The organism is Microbispora sp. GKU 823 (assembly GCF_002027145.1).
GTDB classification, from domain to species: Bacteria; Actinomycetota; Actinomycetes; order Streptosporangiales; family Streptosporangiaceae; genus Microbispora; species Microbispora siamensis.
Genome location: NZ_MWJN01000027.1, coordinates 21284 through 39370 on the forward strand (window position 1 = coordinate 21284; position 18087 = coordinate 39370).

At 71.6% G+C, this 18087-nt stretch carries 19 protein-coding genes, 1 tRNA gene and 1 riboswitch; of the genes, 16 read left to right on the forward strand and 4 right to left on the reverse strand.

Annotated elements, in window-relative coordinates:
• Positions 1-3: 3 nt before the first annotated feature.
• The 6 genes from B1L11_RS16485 (at position 4) to B1L11_RS16500 (ending at position 5648) form a co-directional block, all read left to right on the forward strand.
• The gene (locus tag B1L11_RS16485; RefSeq protein WP_079315347.1) at positions 4-693 is read left to right on the forward strand and encodes a gamma-glutamyl-gamma-aminobutyrate hydrolase family protein; all 690 of its coding nucleotides are present in this window, start codon (positions 4-6) and stop codon (positions 691-693) included.
• Positions 694-757: 64 nt separating this feature from the next.
• Complete coding sequence (locus B1L11_RS16490; protein ID WP_079315292.1) at positions 758-2923, forward strand: peptidase domain-containing ABC transporter; 2166 nt, start codon at positions 758-760, stop codon at positions 2921-2923.
• Positions 2924-3057: 134 nt separating this feature from the next.
• The gene (locus tag B1L11_RS46865; protein WP_179155181.1) at positions 3058-3207 is read left to right on the forward strand and encodes a hypothetical protein; all 150 of its coding nucleotides are present in this window, start codon (positions 3058-3060) and stop codon (positions 3205-3207) included.
• Between the two features lie 10 nt (positions 3208-3217).
• Positions 3218-3373, forward strand: a complete 156-nt coding sequence (locus B1L11_RS46870) for a hypothetical protein (protein WP_179155182.1) — start codon at positions 3218-3220, stop codon at positions 3371-3373.
• 141 nt (positions 3374-3514) lie between these two features.
• Complete coding sequence (locus B1L11_RS16495) at positions 3515-4501, forward strand: MvdC/MvdD family ATP grasp protein (protein ID WP_079315293.1); 987 nt, start codon at positions 3515-3517, stop codon at positions 4499-4501.
• A gap of 49 nt (positions 4502-4550) precedes the next feature.
• Entirely contained in the window at positions 4551-5648 is a 1098-nt protein-coding gene (locus B1L11_RS16500; RefSeq protein ID WP_079315294.1) for a TIGR04500 family putative peptide maturation system protein, read from the forward strand.
• Positions 5649-5684: 36 nt separating this feature from the next.
• Here the strand turns inward: B1L11_RS16500 and B1L11_RS16505 are convergent, their stop codons facing one another.
• The gene (locus B1L11_RS16505) at positions 5685-6491 is read right to left on the reverse strand and encodes a DUF4240 domain-containing protein (RefSeq protein WP_179155183.1); all 807 of its coding nucleotides are present in this window, start codon (positions 6489-6491) and stop codon (positions 5685-5687) included.
• Positions 6492-6789: 298 nt separating this feature from the next.
• On the opposite strand from B1L11_RS16505, the gene B1L11_RS16510 reads away from it, so the two are divergent.
• The 5 genes from B1L11_RS16510 (at position 6790) to B1L11_RS16530 (ending at position 12380) form a co-directional block, all read left to right on the forward strand.
• On the forward strand, positions 6790-7560 hold the full coding sequence (locus B1L11_RS16510; protein WP_256862619.1) for an AfsR/SARP family transcriptional regulator: 771 nt from the start codon (positions 6790-6792) through the stop codon (positions 7558-7560).
• Between the two features lie 176 nt (positions 7561-7736).
• Positions 7737-7834: riboswitch (glycine riboswitch) on the forward strand.
• Positions 7835-7972: 138 nt separating this feature from the next.
• Entirely contained in the window at positions 7973-9064 is a 1092-nt protein-coding gene (gene gcvT, locus B1L11_RS16515; RefSeq protein WP_079315348.1) for a glycine cleavage system aminomethyltransferase GcvT, read from the forward strand.
• The gene (gene gcvH / locus B1L11_RS16520; RefSeq protein ID WP_079315297.1) at positions 9061-9453 is read left to right on the forward strand and encodes a glycine cleavage system protein GcvH; all 393 of its coding nucleotides are present in this window, start codon (positions 9061-9063) and stop codon (positions 9451-9453) included. The genes gcvT and gcvH overlap by 4 nt, the downstream gene beginning before the upstream one ends.
• Before the next feature lie 33 nt (positions 9454-9486).
• Positions 9487-10860 (forward strand): L-serine ammonia-lyase, encoded by a 1374-nt coding sequence (locus B1L11_RS16525; protein ID WP_079315298.1) that lies wholly within the window; start codon positions 9487-9489, stop codon positions 10858-10860.
• Positions 10861-10952: 92 nt separating this feature from the next.
• A complete protein-coding gene (locus tag B1L11_RS16530) occupies positions 10953-12380 on the forward strand; it encodes a hypothetical protein (protein ID WP_079315299.1) in 1428 nt (475 codons plus the stop codon).
• Here B1L11_RS16530 and B1L11_RS16535 read toward each other — a convergent pair.
• Positions 12309-12785, reverse strand: coding sequence for a hypothetical protein (locus B1L11_RS16535; protein ID WP_079315300.1), 477 nt, complete (start codon positions 12783-12785; stop codon positions 12309-12311). The genes B1L11_RS16530 and B1L11_RS16535 overlap by 72 nt on opposite strands.
• A gap of 1 nt (position 12786) precedes the next feature.
• Complete coding sequence (locus B1L11_RS46875) at positions 12787-13311, reverse strand: DUF6286 domain-containing protein (protein WP_079315301.1); 525 nt, start codon at positions 13309-13311, stop codon at positions 12787-12789.
• A gap of 413 nt (positions 13312-13724) precedes the next feature.
• On the opposite strand from B1L11_RS46875, the gene B1L11_RS16545 reads away from it, so the two are divergent.
• Positions 13725-14900, forward strand: a complete 1176-nt coding sequence (locus B1L11_RS16545; RefSeq protein ID WP_079315302.1) for an amino acid deaminase/aldolase — start codon at positions 13725-13727, stop codon at positions 14898-14900.
• An 84-nt stretch (positions 14901-14984) separates the two neighbouring features.
• Here the strand turns inward: B1L11_RS16545 and B1L11_RS16550 are convergent, their stop codons facing one another.
• Positions 14985-15311 carry a DUF3618 domain-containing protein gene (locus B1L11_RS16550; RefSeq protein ID WP_079315303.1) on the reverse strand — a complete coding sequence of 109 codons (327 nt, stop codon included), beginning with the start codon at positions 15309-15311 and terminating at the stop codon, positions 14985-14987.
• A gap of 134 nt (positions 15312-15445) precedes the next feature.
• Here B1L11_RS16550 and bcp point away from each other — a divergent pair, with 134 nt between their 5' ends.
• The 4 genes from bcp (at position 15446) to B1L11_RS16570 (ending at position 18042) form a co-directional block, all read left to right on the forward strand.
• A complete protein-coding gene (bcp, locus tag B1L11_RS16555) occupies positions 15446-15913 on the forward strand; it encodes a thioredoxin-dependent thiol peroxidase (RefSeq protein ID WP_079315304.1) in 468 nt (155 codons plus the stop codon).
• A gap of 528 nt (positions 15914-16441) precedes the next feature.
• Positions 16442-16515 (forward strand) — tRNA-Leu (locus tag B1L11_RS16565).
• Positions 16516-16609: 94 nt separating this feature from the next.
• Positions 16610-16732 carry a ribbon-helix-helix domain-containing protein gene (locus tag B1L11_RS48365; protein ID WP_218671171.1) on the forward strand — a complete coding sequence of 41 codons (123 nt, stop codon included), beginning with the start codon at positions 16610-16612 and terminating at the stop codon, positions 16730-16732.
• Positions 16733-16833: 101 nt separating this feature from the next.
• The gene (locus tag B1L11_RS16570; protein ID WP_079315349.1) at positions 16834-18042 is read left to right on the forward strand and encodes an esterase-like activity of phytase family protein; all 1209 of its coding nucleotides are present in this window, start codon (positions 16834-16836) and stop codon (positions 18040-18042) included.
• Positions 18043-18087: the final 45 nt, after the last annotated feature.

The following is an 18087-nucleotide window of genomic DNA, read 5'->3' on the forward strand; positions in this document are numbered from 1 at the left end:
CCGATGACCCGTCCCGTGATCGGCGTGACGTGCTACGTCGAGCCGGCGAAGTTCACCGTGTGGGACATGCCGGCGGCGCTGCTGCCGTACATGTACGTCGACCACATCGCGCGGGCGGGCGGCCAGCCGGTCATCCTGCCGCCCGCCGGGGAGCCCGCCGCTCTGGCCGGGCGGCTGGACGGGCTGATCATCGCGGGCGGGGGCGACATCGACCCCGCCCGCTACGGCGCGCCGCCCGCCGAGCAGACCGGATACGTCCGGGAGTTCCGCGACGAGGCGGAGTTCGGGCTGATGGAGGCCGCCCTGCGCACCGGCCTGCCGTTCCTCGGCATCTGCCGGGGCCTGCAGGTGCTCAACGTGACGCTGGGCGGCACCCTCCACCAGCACCTGCCCGACGTGGTCGGCCACACCGCCCACTCCCCCGCCCCCGGGACGTTCGGCCGCCTCCCCGTACGGCTCTCGCCCGCGTTGGCCAAGATCTACGACGGCGAGGACCTGACGCCCGCCCACTACCACCACCAGGCGATCGACCGCCTGGCGGACGGGCTGGAGGTCACCGCCCGCTCGGACGACGGCACGATCGAGGCGGTCGAGGTCACCGGCGCGGCCTTCGCCCTGGCCGTCCAGTGGCACCCGGAGGCCGACGAGGACGGGCCGCTGTTCCGCGCCCTCGTCGCCGCCGCCCGCCGCTGACCGCCCGGGGATTGAAGCCGGTCACAAGCGATGGACAAGCCTCCTGGCCGACACTCCGTGGACCATGAGGCTCAATCGCGGCACAGTTTTCGGCGGCAGCGTGCCCGTCGTCCACCAGCGCACCCCCACCGAGTGCGGCCCCGCCTGCCTCGCCATGGTCCTGGGCGCGTACGGGCACCACGTGGAGGTGCGCGAGCTCGGCGAGGAGATGGGCGCCGGCCGTGACGGCACCTCCGCGCTCACCCTGCTCAGGGCGGCCAGGCGGCGGGGACTGGAGGCGCGGGCCTTCTCCCTGCCTCCCGACGGGCTGGCGCACGCGCCGCTCCCGGCGATCGCGCACTGGAAGGGCGACCACTACGTCGTCGTCGAGCGTCACGGGCCCGGCGGTGTCACGGTCGTCGATCCCGCGACGGGCCGCCGTCGCGTCACGGGCGCCGAACTCGCCCGGGACTACAGCGGCGTGCTGCTCGTCTTCACCCCCGGCCCCGAGTTCCGGCGGACCGGACGCCTGCGGCGGGGCCGCTGGTGGCGGTGGCCGGCCGCCGTCGCCTTCGCCGGCCGCCGGCGGCTGCTCGCGCTGCTGGTGGCGCTCAGCGTCGTCATGCAGGCGTTCGGCTTCGCCCTCCCCGCGCTGACCGAGCTGGTCGTGGACCGGGTGCTGCCGGCCGGCGACCACGACCTGCTGGCCGTCGCGGGTCTCGGGGTGCTGGGCCTGGTCGCCGCGTACGGACTGGTCCGGGCGCTGCGCGGATACGCCGTGGTCGCGCTGAAGGTGAGCGCCGACGGCGAACTGGTCCGCGTCACGGGCGAACGGCTCCTCGCGGCGCCCTACCGGTTCTTCGCGCTGCGCGGCTCCGCCGACCTGGTCAACCGCGTGCTGGCGACCTCCCTGATCCGGGAGGTCCTCACCAACCAGGTGACGCTCGCCTTCCTGGAGGCACCGCTGGCCCTGGGATACGTGATCGCGATCGGCGTGCGCAGCCCCCTGGTCGGCGGCTGCCTGGTCGCGTTCGCCCTGGCCCAGGTGGGCCTGCTGCTCCTCACCCGCCGCCGCGTCGGCGACCTGACCCACCGGGAGACCGAGGCCCGCAACGACCTGCAGAACAGGCTGATCGAGGGCCTGCGCGGCATCGAGACGGTCAAGGCCTCCGGCTCGGAGCCGCGGATCGCGGGCAGATGGGCGACGGCCATCGCCGCCGTCGCCGAGCGGTCGGGGAGCAGCGGCCGGGCGCAGGCCCTCCAGGACGCCCTGCTCGGGGCCCTGCAGTTCGCCGCCCCGCTCGTCCTCGTATGGGTGGGCGCCCGCCAGGTCGCGGACGGCGCGCTGACGCTCGGCGGGATGCTCGCGCTGCAGGCCCTGGCCGGTGCCGCGCTGGCCCCGCTGAACTCGCTGGTCACCGGGCTGCAGGCCGTACAGGTGGTCCGGCCGCACGTGGAGCGCCTGGCCGACGTCTGGCATGCCGAGCCGGAGCCCGTCCCCGCCGACCCGGTCACCCGTACGCTCACGGGGCGGATCGAGCTGGACGGCGTCGGCTTCCGCTACGGCCCCGACAGCCCGTGGATCCTGCGGGACGTCACCGTCACCATCCATCCCGGGCAGAAGGTCGCGCTGGTCGGCGCCTCCGGATCCGGCAAGACCACCCTGGCCCGGCTGATCCTCGGGCTGCTCACGCCCGCGGAGGGCGAGATCCGCTACGACGGCGTGCCCGCCGCCGCCTTCGATCCCGGCGCCCTGCGCAGGCAGTTCGGCGTGGTGCCGCAGGAGCCCGTCCTCTTCAACGGGACGATCTTCGACAACATCGCGCTCAACGTCCCCTCCGCCACCCGTGAGCAGGTGGAACGGGCGGCCCGGGCGGCCCGCGTCCACGAGGAGATCGCGGCCATGCCGATGGGCTACCACACGCTGCTCACCGACGGCGGCGGGCTGTCGGGCGGGCAGCGCCAGCGGCTCGCGCTCGCCCGCGCCCTGCTGTCGGAGCCGAGGATGCTGCTGCTCGACGAGGCCACGAGCCACCTCGACACCGCGACCGAGGCCGCCATCGAGCAGAGCCTGCGCGGCTTCGCGGGCACCCGCGTCGTCATCGCCCACCGGCTGAGCACCGTACGGGACGCCGACCTCATTCTCGTGCTGGACCGGGGCCGGATCGTGGAGGCGGGCGGCCGGGACGAGCTGCTCGGCCGGGACGGGCACTACGCGCGCCTCGTCGCCGCGCAGCGGCTGGGCGCCTGACCTTCACGAACTGCGGATAAAGCGGGCCACAAGTCGCTTACCTCCGTCACGCAATCCGATTCCAAGACGATCAAGACAGGCTCTGGGACACGGGGGAGCCGCCCGGCTCCCGACTCGACCGAAAGGAGAAGACCATGAGCGGACAGCCCAAGACCGAGTTGCGGGACCTTTCCGAGGTGGGCGCCGAGCTGGACGAGAGCCTGCTGGAGGGCATCACCGGGGGCTACAACCCGAACGCCGCCCGGACGAGGTCCGGCGCGGGCTACGACGACTACCTGTGCTGAGGGAGCGATCATGAAGGTTCGCACCGTCATCGCCGCCATCGAGGCCGTGGGCGAGGAACTGGACGAGGAGCGCCTGCGCGGCGTGACCGGCGGACAGGCCCCGGAGTTCGACAGAAGCGGCTGCTACGCCGACAACATGTGCAAGTACGACGACATCTCGCTCTGACACTTGCCGCTGACACCACAGAGTGACCACATCGGGTGGATCACGCTGTGACGCACAGGGTGGGAGCACCGCCCCGGTGGCGCTCCCCACCCGCCAGGCCCCGTCCCCCAGGTCTGTTCGGTTCCCTCGAAAGGCCCTCCGTTGCGCCCTCCTCACGTTCTCGTCCTCACCAGCGAGGACGACCCGCACGCCGAGCGGGTCTGCGACCTGCTCGCCCGGCGCGGCGCGCGCGTCAGCGTCTTCGATCCCGGCGACTTCCCGGTCCACGCCAAGGTGGACCTCGGCTACGGCGCGGGAACCGGCACCCGGCGCATCCTGCGCGAGAAGGAGACGATCGACCTCGACACGGTGTCAGCCGTGTGGTGGCGCCGGCCGACTCCCCCGCGCCCGCACGCCGAGATCGTCGATCCGGCGGTGGCCGCGCACACCGTGCAGGAGTGCAAGAGCCTGCTCAGCGACCTGTGGGAGCAGTTGCCGTGCCGCCAGGTGCCCGCCCGCGAGTCGGTCTTCCGCCGCTCCGGCCAGAAGTCCTCCCAGCTCGCGCTGGCCGCCGAGCTCGGATTCGCCATCCCGGAGACGCTGATCAGCACGGACGCCGAGTCGTTCCTCGACTTCCACGACCGGCACGACGGCCGCGTCATCACCAAGGCCTTCCACGTCCCGTTCGTCGAAGGCGTGGGGGACGACGGCCTCACGATGACCCGCCTGACCGAGCCGGTGTCGCCGCGCGACCTCGCGTACGCCGACGGCCTGCGGTTCTGCCCGGTGATCGTGCAGGAGATGGTGCCGAAGCGCGTCGAGCTGCGCGTCACGATCGTGGGGCGGCGGATCTTCGCCGCCGAGATCCACTCCCAGGCGTCCAACCGATCGAGCCTCGACTGGCGGTACTACGACACCCGGACCACCCCGCACCGGCCCCACCGGCTGCAGGAGGAGATCGCCGACCGGTGCCTGGCGCTGATGGACCGGCTCGGCCTGCTGTACGGCGCCGTCGACCTGATCGTCACACCGGACGACCGTCACGTCTTCCTGGAGGTCAACCCCAACGCGCAGTGGCTGTGGGTCGAGAACATGACCGGTCTGCCGATCAGCGAGGCCGTCTGCGACCTCCTGCTCGAACCGGCCTGACCTCCCCTCCGCGAACGAGCCCGACAGATCCCGCCCAGAGGAGCCCGGCATGCCGCCGCACAGTGTCGTCCATAGTGATGTTCTTCCGTCTGCCGGCCTGCTGGCCGACGTCCTGGCGTACCTGCGCCGGATCAGCGATCTGGAACCCGCCGAGGCCAGGCTCCTGCTGGGGGACCTGCGCGCCGAGCACGAGGGCACGCCGATGCGCCTGGTGTGGCAGCGCGACCACCCCGGCGGCGGCTGCCACTACGACATGCTGATCCCGGTGGGGGACGGCACGGTCTCGGTCGCCTTCGCCCCCGACCGCGCCCTGCCCTGGCCGCTGCGGGGCAGCCGCAACTCGGGCGAGCAGGTCGTCGTCCGGGTCGACGGCATGGAAGTCGCGATGGAGCAGGCCATGGCGGTGCTGGACGAGCTGTGGAGCGACGCCTCGGTGGCGAGCCGGCTGGTCGACGCGGCCCTGGTCGCGCAGGAGCTGTCCGACGACCCGGTGGACCTGTCCCCCGCCGAGTTGCAGGACGCCCTCGACGCCTTCCGGCGGGCCCGGGGGCTGCTCACGGTCGAGGCCACCCGGGCGTGGATGGCCGAACGCGGCCTCGACCACGCCGGCCTGGAGCACATCGTGGCGCAGGAGGCCGGGATCGCCCGGCTGCGCCGGCGCGTCGCCGGCGACCGCGCCGACGGCCTTTTCGCCGCCGACCCCCGCTCCTACGAGCGGCTGAGCGTGCTGTCCCTCCGCTATCCCCGGCTGGAGGCCGCCCGGGCCGCCGCCGCCCGGCTGCGGAACGGTGGGGCGGACCCCCTCGCCTCGGCCGCTGCCGAGACGCTCGATCACGGCGCGGACGCCCGCCTGCACCGCCTGTTCCGCGCCGAACTCGGCCCAGGGGCGGCGGACGCGGCACCCGGTGACGTCCTCGGACCGTACGGACCCGACCCCGTGGTCACCCACGTGGTGGAGGTCAGGCCCGCCGTTCTCGACGGCGCCACCCGGCGAGGGATCGAACAGCGGCTTTTCGACGACTGGCTGGCCGAGCGGCGGCGCGAGGCCCGCGTGGAGTGGGTGTGGGGCGACGCCCGGCGTACCGACGCCGTCAACCGGGCCCTGCGGGCTCCCGCGACCGGAGACACCACCACGGCCGCCCGGTGAGCGCCGGACCCCCACCCCGCAGGTCTTCGGAACAGCTCAGCGGGAAGCGGACGGAAGCGGCGGAGGCGGCGTCATGCCGAGAGCCCTGGCGATCGCACCCATGATGTGGGCCGCCTCCTCGGCGGCGAGCTTCGCCAGACCGGCCGGGTCGCGATCGGCGAAGTAGGACCGGTCCCTCTCGAACGTGGCCTTGGCGATCTCCTTGCCTCGCTCGACGCGTTCGCGGTTCCTGTCCGCGTTGACGGTGACGCCGACCTCGATCATCCGCAACCCGGCCTGTCCCCACCAGGCGCGCCACTCGGCGGAGTCGTTCAGGGCCTGGTCCAGAGTGTGCGCGGCCCTCATGTACGCACCCGGGGCGCCCTTCCAGGCCGATCCCCTGTAGGTGTCGTACCAACGGCCGCCGTCCGGCAGGCCGGACAGCAGTAGGTCGAAGTCCCTGGCCCAGTGCAGCCCCGCGACGTCCCACAAGACGGTCGCGACGACGTCGACGAGCAGTTCGGCCTGTCCCGCGTCCCACTCCTCGTCCTCGACGGCCGGCGGGTCGGCGAGCACGGCCTCGTACCGTCCCCGCCCGGCGGCGACCACCGCGTACAGCAGGTTCTCGTACGCGTCTCCGACGAGCGGGATCGGCGGTCTGCCCTCGTCGCTGACGTCGGGAACCGGGCGCCCCTCAAGAGGGAGTCCGGTGAGCGCGCGCACCTTTCCGGCGAGATGCGCGCAGAAGGCCTCCACCTCCTGCGCGCCCAGCGACGACAGGCGTTCACCCAGCAGATCGGCGCCGTCTTCGTCGATCACCCCGTCGAGCGTGCCGATCAAATCCCAGAAGGTCTCGTCTGTCACCGGCCAAGCCTGCACGCCCTCGGCCCCGCACGCAATCGAGCCGATATGGCTACGGGATGCCACAGCGCATCAGGGGCGGCTCTGCAACCGATTTCACTTCCGTGCACCTGCGCGTTCAGCCCCGCATTGGCGATAAAGGAACGGCGCCCGCACACATAGAAACGACGCATTCTTTGACGAATGCGATCAGAGAGGGATATGGTCAATTAACCAATGATCGCCGCATCGTCGGCACGTTTCACGCTGCTTTCATGCGAGGGAGACCGTGTTATACGCCGTGCTCGGACCGTTCCTGGCCATGAAACCCTCGGGGGACGTGATCGCCGGGCTCGCCCCGAGGCACCGGCAACTCCTCGCGTTGTTCCTGCTCAACCCCAACGTCGCGGTTCACAGGGACACGCTCATCGATCTGTTGTGGAATCGCCGTCCCACTAAATCGGCGCCGCGGAATCTTACCACCTACATCGCACAGGTGCGGCGGCGGCTCTCGCCACGCGACCCCGCCCTTTCCCCGCTGCACACCGTGGAGGGCGGGTACCTTCTTTCCGTACCGCCGGGATCCGTGGATGCTGCAGTATTCAACCATTTCGCGGCACAGGGCAGAATCGCTCGAGAAAATGGCGATTACCACAATGCGGCGAGGATGTTGGAGAACGCGCTGAGCCTGTGGCGGGGCGACGCCCTGCTCGGCATGAGGCACGTGGACGAGCTTTCCTCGTGGGCCGAACGGCTCGACGAGGACCGTCGGGCGGTGACCGAGGACCTCTTCGACGTACGGCTGGCACTCGGGCACCACCACGAGATCGTCGGCGGCCTGGCCCAGTGGGCGAGGCGCCACCCGCTGCGCGAACGGCCGCATCGGCAGCTCATGCTGGCGCTGCACCGGTCGGGCCGCACCCACGACGCCTCGGCGTCCTACCAGCGGCTGCGCCGGACCCTGGTCGACCGCCTCGGCACCGAGCCGTCCCCCGACACCCAGGCCCTCCACCAGCGGATCCTCACGGGCGACGACCTGCCGTCCGCTCTGATGCGTCTCCGCGCGGCCACACAGCGCGCTGAACGTACCTGACGTACAGCGCAAGCGGGGAATCCGGCGAGCCGGTGCTCGTCCGGCTCGCGTCCGATACCACCAGGCCTATCGGCCCTCTTGACTTCACGGAAACGCGGCTACCCCGATCGAGGAAATCGGGGCGATCCTGCCGGTTACGGGGATGGCGGCGAACCACTAGGCTTGCACCACACCGGTGACCCCGTGCGGGAGAGCGTCCTGGCATCCGGTCAGGGCCCCTGAAGGAGCAAGCCCTCCCCGCGAACCTCTCAAGGCAAAGGACCGTGCGGGTCAGGTGACCTCTGGAAAGAAGGCCGGAAGGCCTCGCCGAAGGTGAAAGTCCGGCAAAGATCGGACGAAGCTCTCAGGCGCCGATGACAGAGGGGGAGGATGCCCGATAGTCAAACGCAGCATCCGTCCTTCCGAGGTGCGCATGTCCCGATCCACCCCGCTCCGCGGGGTCCACGAAAGTCTGGGTGCGACCCTGACCGACTTCGCGGGCTGGCAGATGCCCCTGCGCTACGGCAGCGAGTCCGCCGAGCACAACGCGGTGCGCACGGCCGCGGGGCTGTTCGACCTGTCCCACATGGGGGAGATCTTCGTCGTCGGCGCTCAGGCGGGCGAGGCGCTCGACCGCGCGCTCGTGGGGCACCTCAGCGTCCTCGCACCCGGCCGCGCCCGCTACACGATGATCGTGAACGAGACCGGCGGCATCCTCGACGACCTCATCGTCTACCGCCTCGACGAGGACCAGTACATGGTCGTCGCCAACGCCTCCAACTACGCCCTCGTCGCCCGCGAGCTCGCCGACCGGGTCCGGGGATACGACGCGCGGGTGACCGACCGGTCGGACGAGTACGCGCTGGTCGCGGTGCAGGGCCCCCGCAGCGCCGAGATCCTGGCCGCGCTGACCGACGCCGACCTCGACGACCTGAAGTACTACGCCATCGTCCCCGGCGTCATCGCGGGCACGCCCGCCCTGATCGCACGCACCGGATACACCGGCGAGGACGGCTTCGAGCTCTTCGTGCTGAACGAGCACGCCGTGCCCCTGTGGAACGCCCTCGCCGAGGCGGGCAGGGACGCCGGGCTCGTCCCCGCCGGGCTGTCGGCCCGCGACACGCTGCGCCTGGAAGCCGGCATGCCGTTGTACGGCAACGAGCTGAGCGCGGCGATCACGCCGTTCGACGCCGGCCTCGGCCGGGTCGTCCGCTTCGACAAGCCCGGCGACTTCGTGGGTAAGGCCGCCCTCGAGCGGGCGGCGGAGAACGGCACCAGGCGGCGCCTGGTCGGGCTGGTGGCGCGCGGCCGCCGCGTGCCCCGCCACGGCTACTCCGTCACCCGGGAGGGCGCCGTCGTCGGCGAGGTGACCAGCGGCGCCCCGTCGCAGTCCCTCGGCCGCCCGATCGCCATGGCGTACGTCGACGAGGGCGCCTTGGAGAAGGGTGGCCTGGCCGTGGACATCCGGGGCAGCCAAGAACCGGTCGACGTCGTCGATCTGCCTTTCTACAGGAGGAGCAAGTGAGCACCATTCCGGACGACCTGAGCTACACCAAGGAACACGAGTGGGTGGCCGGGCTCGAGGACGGCCTCACCGTGACGGTGGGCATCACGGCGTACGCGGCCGAGCAGCTCGGCGACGTGGTTTACGTGGAGGTGCACCCGGAGGTCGGCTCGACGGTCGCGGCCGGCGACGCGGTCGGCGAGGTGGAGTCCACCAAGTCCGTGAGCGACATCTTCGCCCCGGTCGGCGGCGAGATCGTCGAGATCAACGCCGCCGTCGTGGACAACCCCTCTCTGGTCAGCTCCGACCCGTACGGCGAGGGCTGGCTGTTCCGCGTGCGCGTGGAGGAGGAGCCCGAGGACCTGCTGTCGGCCGCGGAGTACACCGCGCTGACCTCCGGCGAGTCCTGACGGCCACCCGAGACGCGTGAGAGGCGACGGTCAATGGCGATCAGCGTCTTCGACCTGTTCAAGGTGGGGATCGGGCCGTCCAGCTCGCACACGGGCGGCCCGATGGCGGCGGCGCACAAGTTCGTCCGCGGGCTGCACCAGGACGGGCTGCTGGAGAAGGTCACCCGGGTCGAGGCCATCCTGTACGGCTCGCTCGGGCTGACCGGCAAGGGCCACGGCAGCGACAAGGCGGTCCTGCTGGGCCTGTCCGGCGACAAGCCCGAACTGGTCGACGTCGACACCGTCGACGAACGGCTGGCGGCGATGCGGGCGAGCGGCACGGTCACGTTGTACGGCGTGCGCGAGATCCCGTTCGTGGTCGGCGAGCACCTCGTCTTCGAGCGCAAGCTGTCGCTCCCCCACCACCCGAACGGCATGCGGTTCACGGCGTACGCCGACGACACGGTGCTGCGCGAGAAGGTGTACTACTCGGTCGGCGGCGGCTTCGTGGTGGACGAGAACGCCACCGGCGCCGACCGGATCAAGCCCGACGACACGGTGCTGCCGTACGCCTTCACGACCGCGCACGAACTGCTCGCGCACTGCGCCGAGACCGGCCTGTCGATCTCCGGTGTGATGATGGAGAACGAGAAGGCCTTCGGCCGTACGGAGGAGGAGATCCGGGCCGGCCTGCTGCACCTGTGGACGGTCATGGCCGAGTGCGTACGGCGCGGCACCAGCCGCGAGGGGGTCCTGCCGGGCGGCCTCAAGGTGCGCCGCCGGGCCCACCAGCTGTACCGGCGGCTGCAGGGCGAGCCCGACGGGACCGACCCGCTGCGGGCGATGGACTGGGTCACGCTGTTCGCGCTGGCCGTCAACGAGGAGAACGCCGCGGGCGGCCGGATCGTCACCGCGCCGACCAACGGCGCCGCCGGCATCGTCCCGGCCGTTCTGTCCTACTACATGCGCTTCCTTCCGGGGGCCGGCGAGGACGGCGTCGTCCGCTTCCTGCTCACTGCGGGCGCGATCGGCGTGCTGTTCAAGGAGAACGCCTCCATCTCCGGCGCGGAGGTGGGCTGCCAGGGCGAGGTCGGCTCGGCCTGCTCGATGGCGGCGGCGGGTCTCACCGAGGCGCTCGGCGGCACGCCGGAGCAGGTCGAGAACGCCGCCGAGATCGGCATCGAGCACAACCTCGGCCTGACCTGCGACCCGATCGGCGGGCTCGTCCAGATCCCGTGCATCGAGCGCAACGCCGTCGCCTCGATCAAGGCGATCGCCGCCGCCCGCATCGCGCTGCGCGGCGACGGCCGCCACTTCGTGTCGCTGGACAAGGCGATCAAGACGATGCGCGACACCGGCAGGGACATGCTCGACAAGTACAAGGAGACCTCGCGCGGCGGCCTCGCCGTCAACGTCATCGAGTGCTGACCCGGCATTCGTGAGGAGTGGCGTCTCGAATGTGACCAATGCGCGGCTCACCAATATCGTGGTGACTTCCCGGCGACGAGGAGGGCCGTCACGTGAGGTGGCGCGAGGCGCTACGCCCGCATCGGGCGTTCCTGGTGGTGCTGGCGGCGGGCGTCGCACTGCGCGCGCTCGCCGTGCTCGGCTACCGGCCCGCGCTGTGGTTCTGGGCCGACTCCTTCGCCTACCTCAGCTCGGCGCTCGACCTGCGGCCCCTGCCCTCGCGGCCGTCCGGCTACTCGCTGTTCCTGGCGGCGCTGAGTCCGCTGGGGAGCATCACCGCCGTCGTGATCGTCCAGCACCTGCTCGGCCTCGGCATAGCCGTCTGCGTGTACGCGCTGCTGCGCCGCCGGACGCGGCTGCCGGGCTGGGGGGCGGCGCTGGCGGCGGCGCCGGTGCTGCTCGACGTCCACCAGATCCAGCTCGAACACCTCGTCATGGCGGACCTGCTGTTCACCGCACTGGTCGTGGCCGCCGTGACGATCCTGCTGTGGCGGCCCAGGCCGGGCGCGTGGTCCGTCGTCGCGGCGCTGCTGCTGCTCGCCTGCGCCACGGTCACCCGCACCCTCGGGCTGCCCCTGATCGCGCTGGCGCTGCTGCCGGTGCTGCTGGCCGGACGCTGGCGGACCGCGCTCGCCGGGCTCGCCGCCGCGTCCGCCGTGCTCGGCGGATACGCCGTCTGGTTCCACGACGCCCACGGGTCGTACGGGATGGGCGGCAGCAGCACGTGGTTGTGGTCGCGCACGATGACCTTCGCCGACTGCTCGGTCATGAAGCCGCCGAAGGACCTGGCGGTACTGTGCCCGTCGGAGCCGCGGCTCGCCGCGCCCGCCTACATCTGGGCCGCCGGCTCGCCCATCCAGCGGGTGAAGAAGGACAAGGACCGGCTGGCGAGCGAGTTCGCCTCGCTGGCGATCCGCAGCCAGCCCCTCGACTTCCTGTCGACCGGGCTGCACGACGCGATGTGGGCGTTCGAATGGGACCGGAAGGTCTACCCCGCCCCGGGCACGCAGAGCGCGTACGTGTTCCCCGCCTCAATCAAGCCGTTCACCTCCAAGGTCGCCTCCGGCGGCCGTACGGCGAGCGAGCTAACCACCGCCTACCAGGGAAGCTCCGGGGACACGAAGGTGGTCGAGCCGTTCGCGGGGTGGCTGCGCGCCTACCAGGAGCAGGGCTTCCTGCGCGGGCCGCTGCTGGCGGCGGTCCTGCTGGCCGGGCTCGCCGGGCTGGTGGCCCGGCGCTGGACGGCGCTGCTGCCCTGGGCCGCGGCGGCGGTCCTGCTCCTGCTGCCGCCCCTGATCGCCGCCTTCGACCACCGCTACGTGGTGCCCGTCGTGCCGCTCGCCTGCCTGGCCGCCGGGCTCGCCCTCGGCACGGGCGCGACGCCCGCGCCCTGGCGCCGGGAAGGCCGGTCAGCGGCGGCGGACGTGCAGGCGGACGACCGCAAGCGCGTCGTCACGGCCGACCGCGCGGCGAACGCGTGAGATCGCCGACTCGTCCAGCCGCCTGATCACCTGTCGCAGGTCGGCCGACCGCCGGAGCGACACCGACACCCGCAGCCTGCCGTCGCGCACCAGCCTGACCGAGATGTGGCCGATCCCGTCGATTCCCTTCAGCGCCACGCCGAGCATGGCGATGCCGGCGCCGGTACGGCTGCCGACCCGGCCCCAGCCGAGTGCCATGAAGAGCCACCGGGTCGCGACCAGGGCGAGCACAATGGCCGCCCCGGCCAGCAGAGGCAGCGCCCACGGCTTCCCGTCGGCCACGCTTCTGTCGATCAGGGCCGCGCCGGGCCGCCCGCGCGCGGCGGCCAGCAGGCCGAAGCCTCCCGCGACCAGCGCCAGGCCCACCAGCAAGAGCCCGAGGCGGTTTCCCCAACGCGGACGCACGTCAGCCCCCTCTCCTGCGCAGCCGTACGACCACCTCCTGGCGGGACTGGACGCCGAGGCCCGACAGCCGGTCGCCGACCGCCGCGCCGACCTCGCGCAGCAGGGCGCCGGTCGTGTCCGCGTCGGCCACCACGGCCACCTCGATCCGCCTGCGGAGGATGTGGACGTCGGCCCGCCGGACGTGCTCGACCTCGCGGGCCGAGGCGGCGAGCGTCCGGCGCAGACCGGCGCGGGTCAGGCCCATCGCGAGCAGCGGGTCCCGGCACTCCAGGGGCACGAGCCGGGGACGGCCCGGGACGAGCGCGAGCGCCACCAGCGCCGCGCCGCAGACGATCATGCCGACCGCGGCGGCGGGGACGGCCGGGTCGGCCGGGGTGAGGTTGAGCAGCCGGGACGGCAGCCGCCAGGGAGGGGAGACGCCGAGCATGACGGCGACGACCACGGCGGTGAGCGCCCAGCCGAGCAGGGCGAGCACGGCGGCGACCACGACGGCGGCCGGGGTCCGGCTCGGCCGCAGGACGCGCATGGCGGTCCGGCGGGCCGCCGCGGTCCCTCCGCCGCACGTGTCGGTTCCGGCGCCGTCAGCGCCTTCGCCGCTGCCCGCGCTCCTGGCGCCCCTGCCGCGTCCGGCGCCTTCGGAGTCTGATCCACTTCCGGCGCCCTTGGCGTCTGATCCGCTTCCGGCGCCCTTGGCGCTCCTTGCCGACGAACCCGCCAGGATTCCCTGCACGACGCTCATCAGCCGCTCACCCTTCCCGCTCACCGCGCCGGGTCCGCTCGGTAGTCACCTCACCATGGGTACACGGAGCGGTGACGGGACGGGTGGGTCACCCGCCGCCTTGCGCGATCATGACGGCTCCACGGCGCAGATTTTGCCGGGGCGCAATTAATGTGAACAGCGCTCATGTATTTCCGGCGGAGCCGTACTAGGCTGCGCCCATGGACGACCGACAGCGCCTCGACCAGGCGACGGCCCAGCTGGAGCCGCCCTTCGCCGTCCTCGACATGGACGCGCTCCGGTCGAACGCGGCCGCCATGGTGCGCCGGGCCCGGGGCAAGCCGATCCGGGTCGCCAGCAAGTCGATCCGCTGCCGGTCCGTGCTCGAACGGGTCCTGGCCATGGACGGCGTCTCGGGCATCATGGCCTTCACGCTGCCCGAGGCGCTGTGGCTGGTCTCCACCGGCCTGCGGGACGTGCTCGTGGCCTACCCCACGACCGACAGGACCGCGCTGCGCGCCCTGGGATCGGACGACGTCGCGGCACGGGAGATCACCGTCATGGTGGACTCGCCCGAGCACCTCGACCTGATCGAGAGCCTGCGGCTCCCCCACCGCATCCGGGTGTGCCTGGACATCGACGCGGGGTTCGTGGCCTTCGGCGGCGCGTTCCGGGCGGGCGCGCTGCGGTCGCCGATCCGCGAGCCCGAGCAGGCCGCCGAGATCGCCGCGCACATCGCCAAGCGCCCCGGGCTGCGGCTGACGGGGCTCATGGCGTACGAGGCCCAGATCGCCGGGGTGGGCGACGACGTCCCCGGGCCGTACGGCCGCGCGGTGCGCTGGATGCAGGAGCGGTCGCGCCGCGAGCTGATCGTGCGGCGCGGCCGGATCGTGCAGGCCGTACGTCAGGTCGCCGACCTGGAGTTCGTCAACGGCGGCGGCACGGGAAGCATCGAGAAGACCGCCGCCGAGCGGGCGATCACCGAGGTCGCGGCGGGCTCGGGGTTCTTCCATCCCCGGCTGTTCGACTACTACCGGGGCTTCACCGGCCGTCCGGCGGCGCTGTTCGCCCTGCCGGTCGTGCGCAAGCCGGCTCCGGACGTCGTGACCGTGCTCGGAGGGGGCTACCCCGCCTCCGGGGCCCCCGGGCCCACCCGGCTGCCCCAGCCGTACCTGCCGGCGGGGCTCAGATACCACCCGGACGAGGGTGCGGGTGAGGTGCAGACGCCCCTCCTGGGCGAGGCCGCGGCCGACCTCCGCCTCGGCGACCGCGTCTGGTTCCGCCACGCGAAGGCCGGGGAGCTGTGCGAGCGCTTCGCCACTCTGCACCTGGTCGAGGGCGACCGGGTGGCCGAGGAGGTCCCGACCTACCGCGGCGAGGGCAGGACCTTCCTGTGACCGCCGGCTCGGCCTTGTGATCGTCCTCGTGGGAACGCGGACGCCGCCGTGGACCGTGTCACGGCGGCGTCGTCACGCGGCGGGTCAGCGGGAGCGGCGGCGCAGCAGCACGATGGCCGCGCCCACGACGACGACCACGCCGATCCCGATCAGCACCGGAGCGATGTTGGGCGCCGGATGTTCCGCGGGCTGCTCGCCTTCGCCGTCGGCCGGAGCGTACGTGCGCGGGCCCAGGACCATGTCCTCCATGGACGCGACGAAGTCGCGCGCGTTGGCCTTCGCCTTCTCGACGCCGCGCTCCGCGACCCGCTTCGGGCTCACCCGGTCCGCGATGGCGTCGACCGTGCGAGCGAGCTCCGCCCGCGTGCGCTCGATCTTCCGTTCCAGCGCATCGGGATCGGTGTCCGCCATGCGATCCCCCTCCTGTGGTATTCGTGTGTGATCAGTCTGCCAGGTCCGGCGGCCACCCCGCACAGCGGCTGAGCCGGTAGTTTGGTTGACGCTTGCCCGCCTATCGCCGCGGGTCACCTTTTCCGGAGGACGTGATGAGCAAGCTCCAGCCCGGCGACGCCGCGCCGGACTTCACCCTGACCGACGCCGACGACAACGAGGTCTCGCTGGAGTCGTTCCGCGGCAAGCGGGTCATCCTGTACTTCTACCCGGCGGCCATGACCCCCGGGTGCACGAAGCAGGCGTGCGACTTCCGCGACAACCTCGGCGCGCTGACCGAACAGGGCTTCGTGGTGCTGGGCGTGTCCAAGGACAAGCCCGCCAAGCTGCGGCAGTTCCGCGAGCGCGACGCGCTCACCTTCCCGCTGCTGTCCGACACCGGCCTGGACGTGCACAAGGCGTACGGCGCGTACGGCGAGAAGACGAACTACGGCAAGACCGTGATGGGCGTCATCCGCTCCACGTTCGTCATCGACCCCGACGGAAAGGTGGAGAAGGCCCTCTACAACGTGAAGGCCACCGGTCACGTCGCCCGACTCACGAAAGAGCTGGGGATTTCCTGAAATACCCCTTTCGCCAGGCTCCCGGAATTGTCGGCGGCTGCCGATAAATTCCGGGGCATGGCGAAGTACAAGTACACCCCGGAGTTGCTCGCGGACGCGGCGGCCGCGGCGAGCAGCATCGCCGACGTGTTGCGCTATCTCGGCATCCCGTGGTCGGGTGGCGCCCACGCCCACATCAGCCGCCGCCTCAAGCACTTCGGCATCGACACATCCCACTTCCTCGGCCAGGCCCACATGAGGGGCCAGACGTCGCCGCGGCGGAGACTTCCGGCGGACGTGCTGGTCCTGAACGCCCCGGGCTCCGCCCGCGAGAAGCCCACCAAGCTTCGGCGGGCGCTGCGCGAAGTGGGAGTCCCCTACCGCTGCGCAGACTGTAAGATAGGCGGCACTTGGCACGGCCGGCCGTTGACATTGCACATCGACCACATCAACGGAAACTGGCTGGACAACAGAAGAGAGAATCTGAGATTTCTCTGCCCGAACTGCCATTCTCAGACCGAGAATTTCGCGGGAAGGGGAAGAGGAAAAGGGGCCGTAGTCCAACGGCAGGAGACCGCGGCTTTAGGTGCCGTACAGTGCGGGTTCGAATCCCGCCGGCCCCACAGAAATTCAAGTGAAAATAACGGCGCATCGAATTCCGCCGAAGAAGGCGATTCTTCCGGCGAAAAGAGGGCGGCGCCCGCGAGGATGGCCGTGATGGTCGCGGCGGACGACCTCGCCTTCCTCGAGCGTCTCGTGGCGACACAGGGCGCCGCGTCGCGGTCCTCCGCCATCCGCACGGCCATCGCTCTGCTGCGCACGCAGAGCGAGCGAGGGTGACCGTCGTGGGGAGATCCCGCCCGCCCGGAGCAGGTCAGTTGTCCGTCCGTAGCCGCCTGGTGTTGGGGCGTTTGTCACTCGATGTCCCTATGGTGCCCGGCATGAGACGTTTTTCGATCACCCTGAGCGCCGCGGCCCTGGCCGTCGGGTTGGCCTCATCCGCGCTGTCGTCCCCCGCGCTGGCCGCTCCACGGCCCGCCGACTTCGGCCAGGCGACGCTCACGGGTTTCGCCGTCCTGCCCGCCCAGACCTTCGTGCCCCGCAGCGAGCCCTCGGGTTCGGCCATCGGGGCCGGGCCGTTCAACGGCATTGGCGCGCCCTTCCCGGGGCAGCCCGTCCAGGGCTTCAGCGGAGTCGTCAAAAGAGGCGACGGCACCTATGACGTGCTGTCCGACAACGGCTATGGGAACAAGGCCAACAGCGCCGACTTCCTGCTGCGCGTCCACCGCGTCAAGCCCGATCTCAGGACCGGGAAGCTGGAGGTGCTCGGCGGGTTCAACCTGAGCGACCCGGACAGGCGCGTGCCGTTCGCCCTGACCCGGGCGGACCGGGTGCTCACCGGCGCCGATTTCGACGTGGAGTCGATCGTGCGGTCGTCCGACGGCACCTACTGGATCGGCGACGAGTTCGGCCCGTTCCTGCTGCACTTCTCGTCCTCCGGGCGACTCCTCCAGGCCCCGATCCCGCTGCCCGGCGTGATGGCTCCGGAGAACCCGAACCTGAACGGCGGGCAGCCCAACACCCGCAGCAGCAAGGGGTTCGAGGGCATGGCCCGCTCGGTCGACGGCCGCCGCCTCCACCCGCTGCTGGAGGGGACGGTGGACGGCGACACGCCCGGGGACCTGCGCATGTACGACTTCGACCTGCGCACGGGCAGGTACGCCCCGACCTGGTGGACCTACCGGCTGGAGTCCCCCTCGAACGCCATCGGAGACGCGATCGCGGTCGACGACCACCGTTTCCTGGTCATCGAGCGGGACAACGAGCAGGGAGACGCGGCCGCTTTCAAGCGCATCTACCTGGCCGACGCCGCCGACCGGGACCACGACGGCCGCATGGACAAGACCCTCGTCGCCGACCTGCTGAACCTGGCCAACCCGAAGGGCATCGGCGGCTTCGGCCGGACGTTCCGCTTCCCGTTCCAGACGATCGAGGACGTGGCCCTGCTCGACGACCGCACTCTCGCGGTGCTGAACGACAACAACTTCCCGTTCTCGTCCGGCCGCACTGCGGGCAAGGCCGACGACGACGAGTTCATCACCGTACGGCTCTCGCGGCACCTGCACGCCGACCGGCGCGCGCTCCAGTGATCGGCCGGGCCACAACCCCGGGCACGTTGTTCATCCGGTAACCGC

What these genes read in the sequence shown, in the direction of transcription:
- B1L11_RS16510 (WP_256862619.1), top strand. Translation starts at nt 6,790, where the DNA reads ATGAAACCCTCGGGGGACGTGATCGCCGGGCTCGCCCCGAGGCACCGG.
- B1L11_RS16485 (WP_079315347.1), top strand. Translation starts at nt 4, where the DNA reads ATGACCCGTCCCGTGATCGGCGTGACGTGCTACGTCGAGCCGGCGAAG.
- B1L11_RS46875 (WP_079315301.1), bottom strand. Translation starts at nt 13,311, where the DNA reads ATGCGCGTCCTGCGGCCGAGCCGGACCCCGGCCGCCGTCGTGGTCGCC.
- B1L11_RS16545 (WP_079315302.1), top strand. Translation starts at nt 13,725, where the DNA reads ATGGACGACCGACAGCGCCTCGACCAGGCGACGGCCCAGCTGGAGCCG.
- B1L11_RS16550 (WP_079315303.1), bottom strand. Translation starts at nt 15,311, where the DNA reads ATGGCGGACACCGATCCCGATGCGCTGGAACGGAAGATCGAGCGCACG.
- gcvT (WP_079315348.1), top strand. Translation starts at nt 7,973, where the DNA reads ATGTCCCGATCCACCCCGCTCCGCGGGGTCCACGAAAGTCTGGGTGCG.
- B1L11_RS48365 (WP_218671171.1), top strand. Translation starts at nt 16,610, where the DNA reads ATGGTCGCGGCGGACGACCTCGCCTTCCTCGAGCGTCTCGTGGCGACA.
- bcp (WP_079315304.1), top strand. Translation starts at nt 15,446, where the DNA reads ATGAGCAAGCTCCAGCCCGGCGACGCCGCGCCGGACTTCACCCTGACC.
- B1L11_RS16490 (WP_079315292.1), top strand. Translation starts at nt 758, where the DNA reads ATGAGGCTCAATCGCGGCACAGTTTTCGGCGGCAGCGTGCCCGTCGTC.
- B1L11_RS46870 (WP_179155182.1), top strand. Translation starts at nt 3,218, where the DNA reads ATGAAGGTTCGCACCGTCATCGCCGCCATCGAGGCCGTGGGCGAGGAA.
- B1L11_RS16500 (WP_079315294.1), top strand. Translation starts at nt 4,551, where the DNA reads ATGCCGCCGCACAGTGTCGTCCATAGTGATGTTCTTCCGTCTGCCGGC.
- B1L11_RS16525 (WP_079315298.1), top strand. Translation starts at nt 9,487, where the DNA reads ATGGCGATCAGCGTCTTCGACCTGTTCAAGGTGGGGATCGGGCCGTCC.
- B1L11_RS46865 (WP_179155181.1), top strand. Translation starts at nt 3,058, where the DNA reads ATGAGCGGACAGCCCAAGACCGAGTTGCGGGACCTTTCCGAGGTGGGC.
- B1L11_RS16570 (WP_079315349.1), top strand. Translation starts at nt 16,834, where the DNA reads ATGAGACGTTTTTCGATCACCCTGAGCGCCGCGGCCCTGGCCGTCGGG.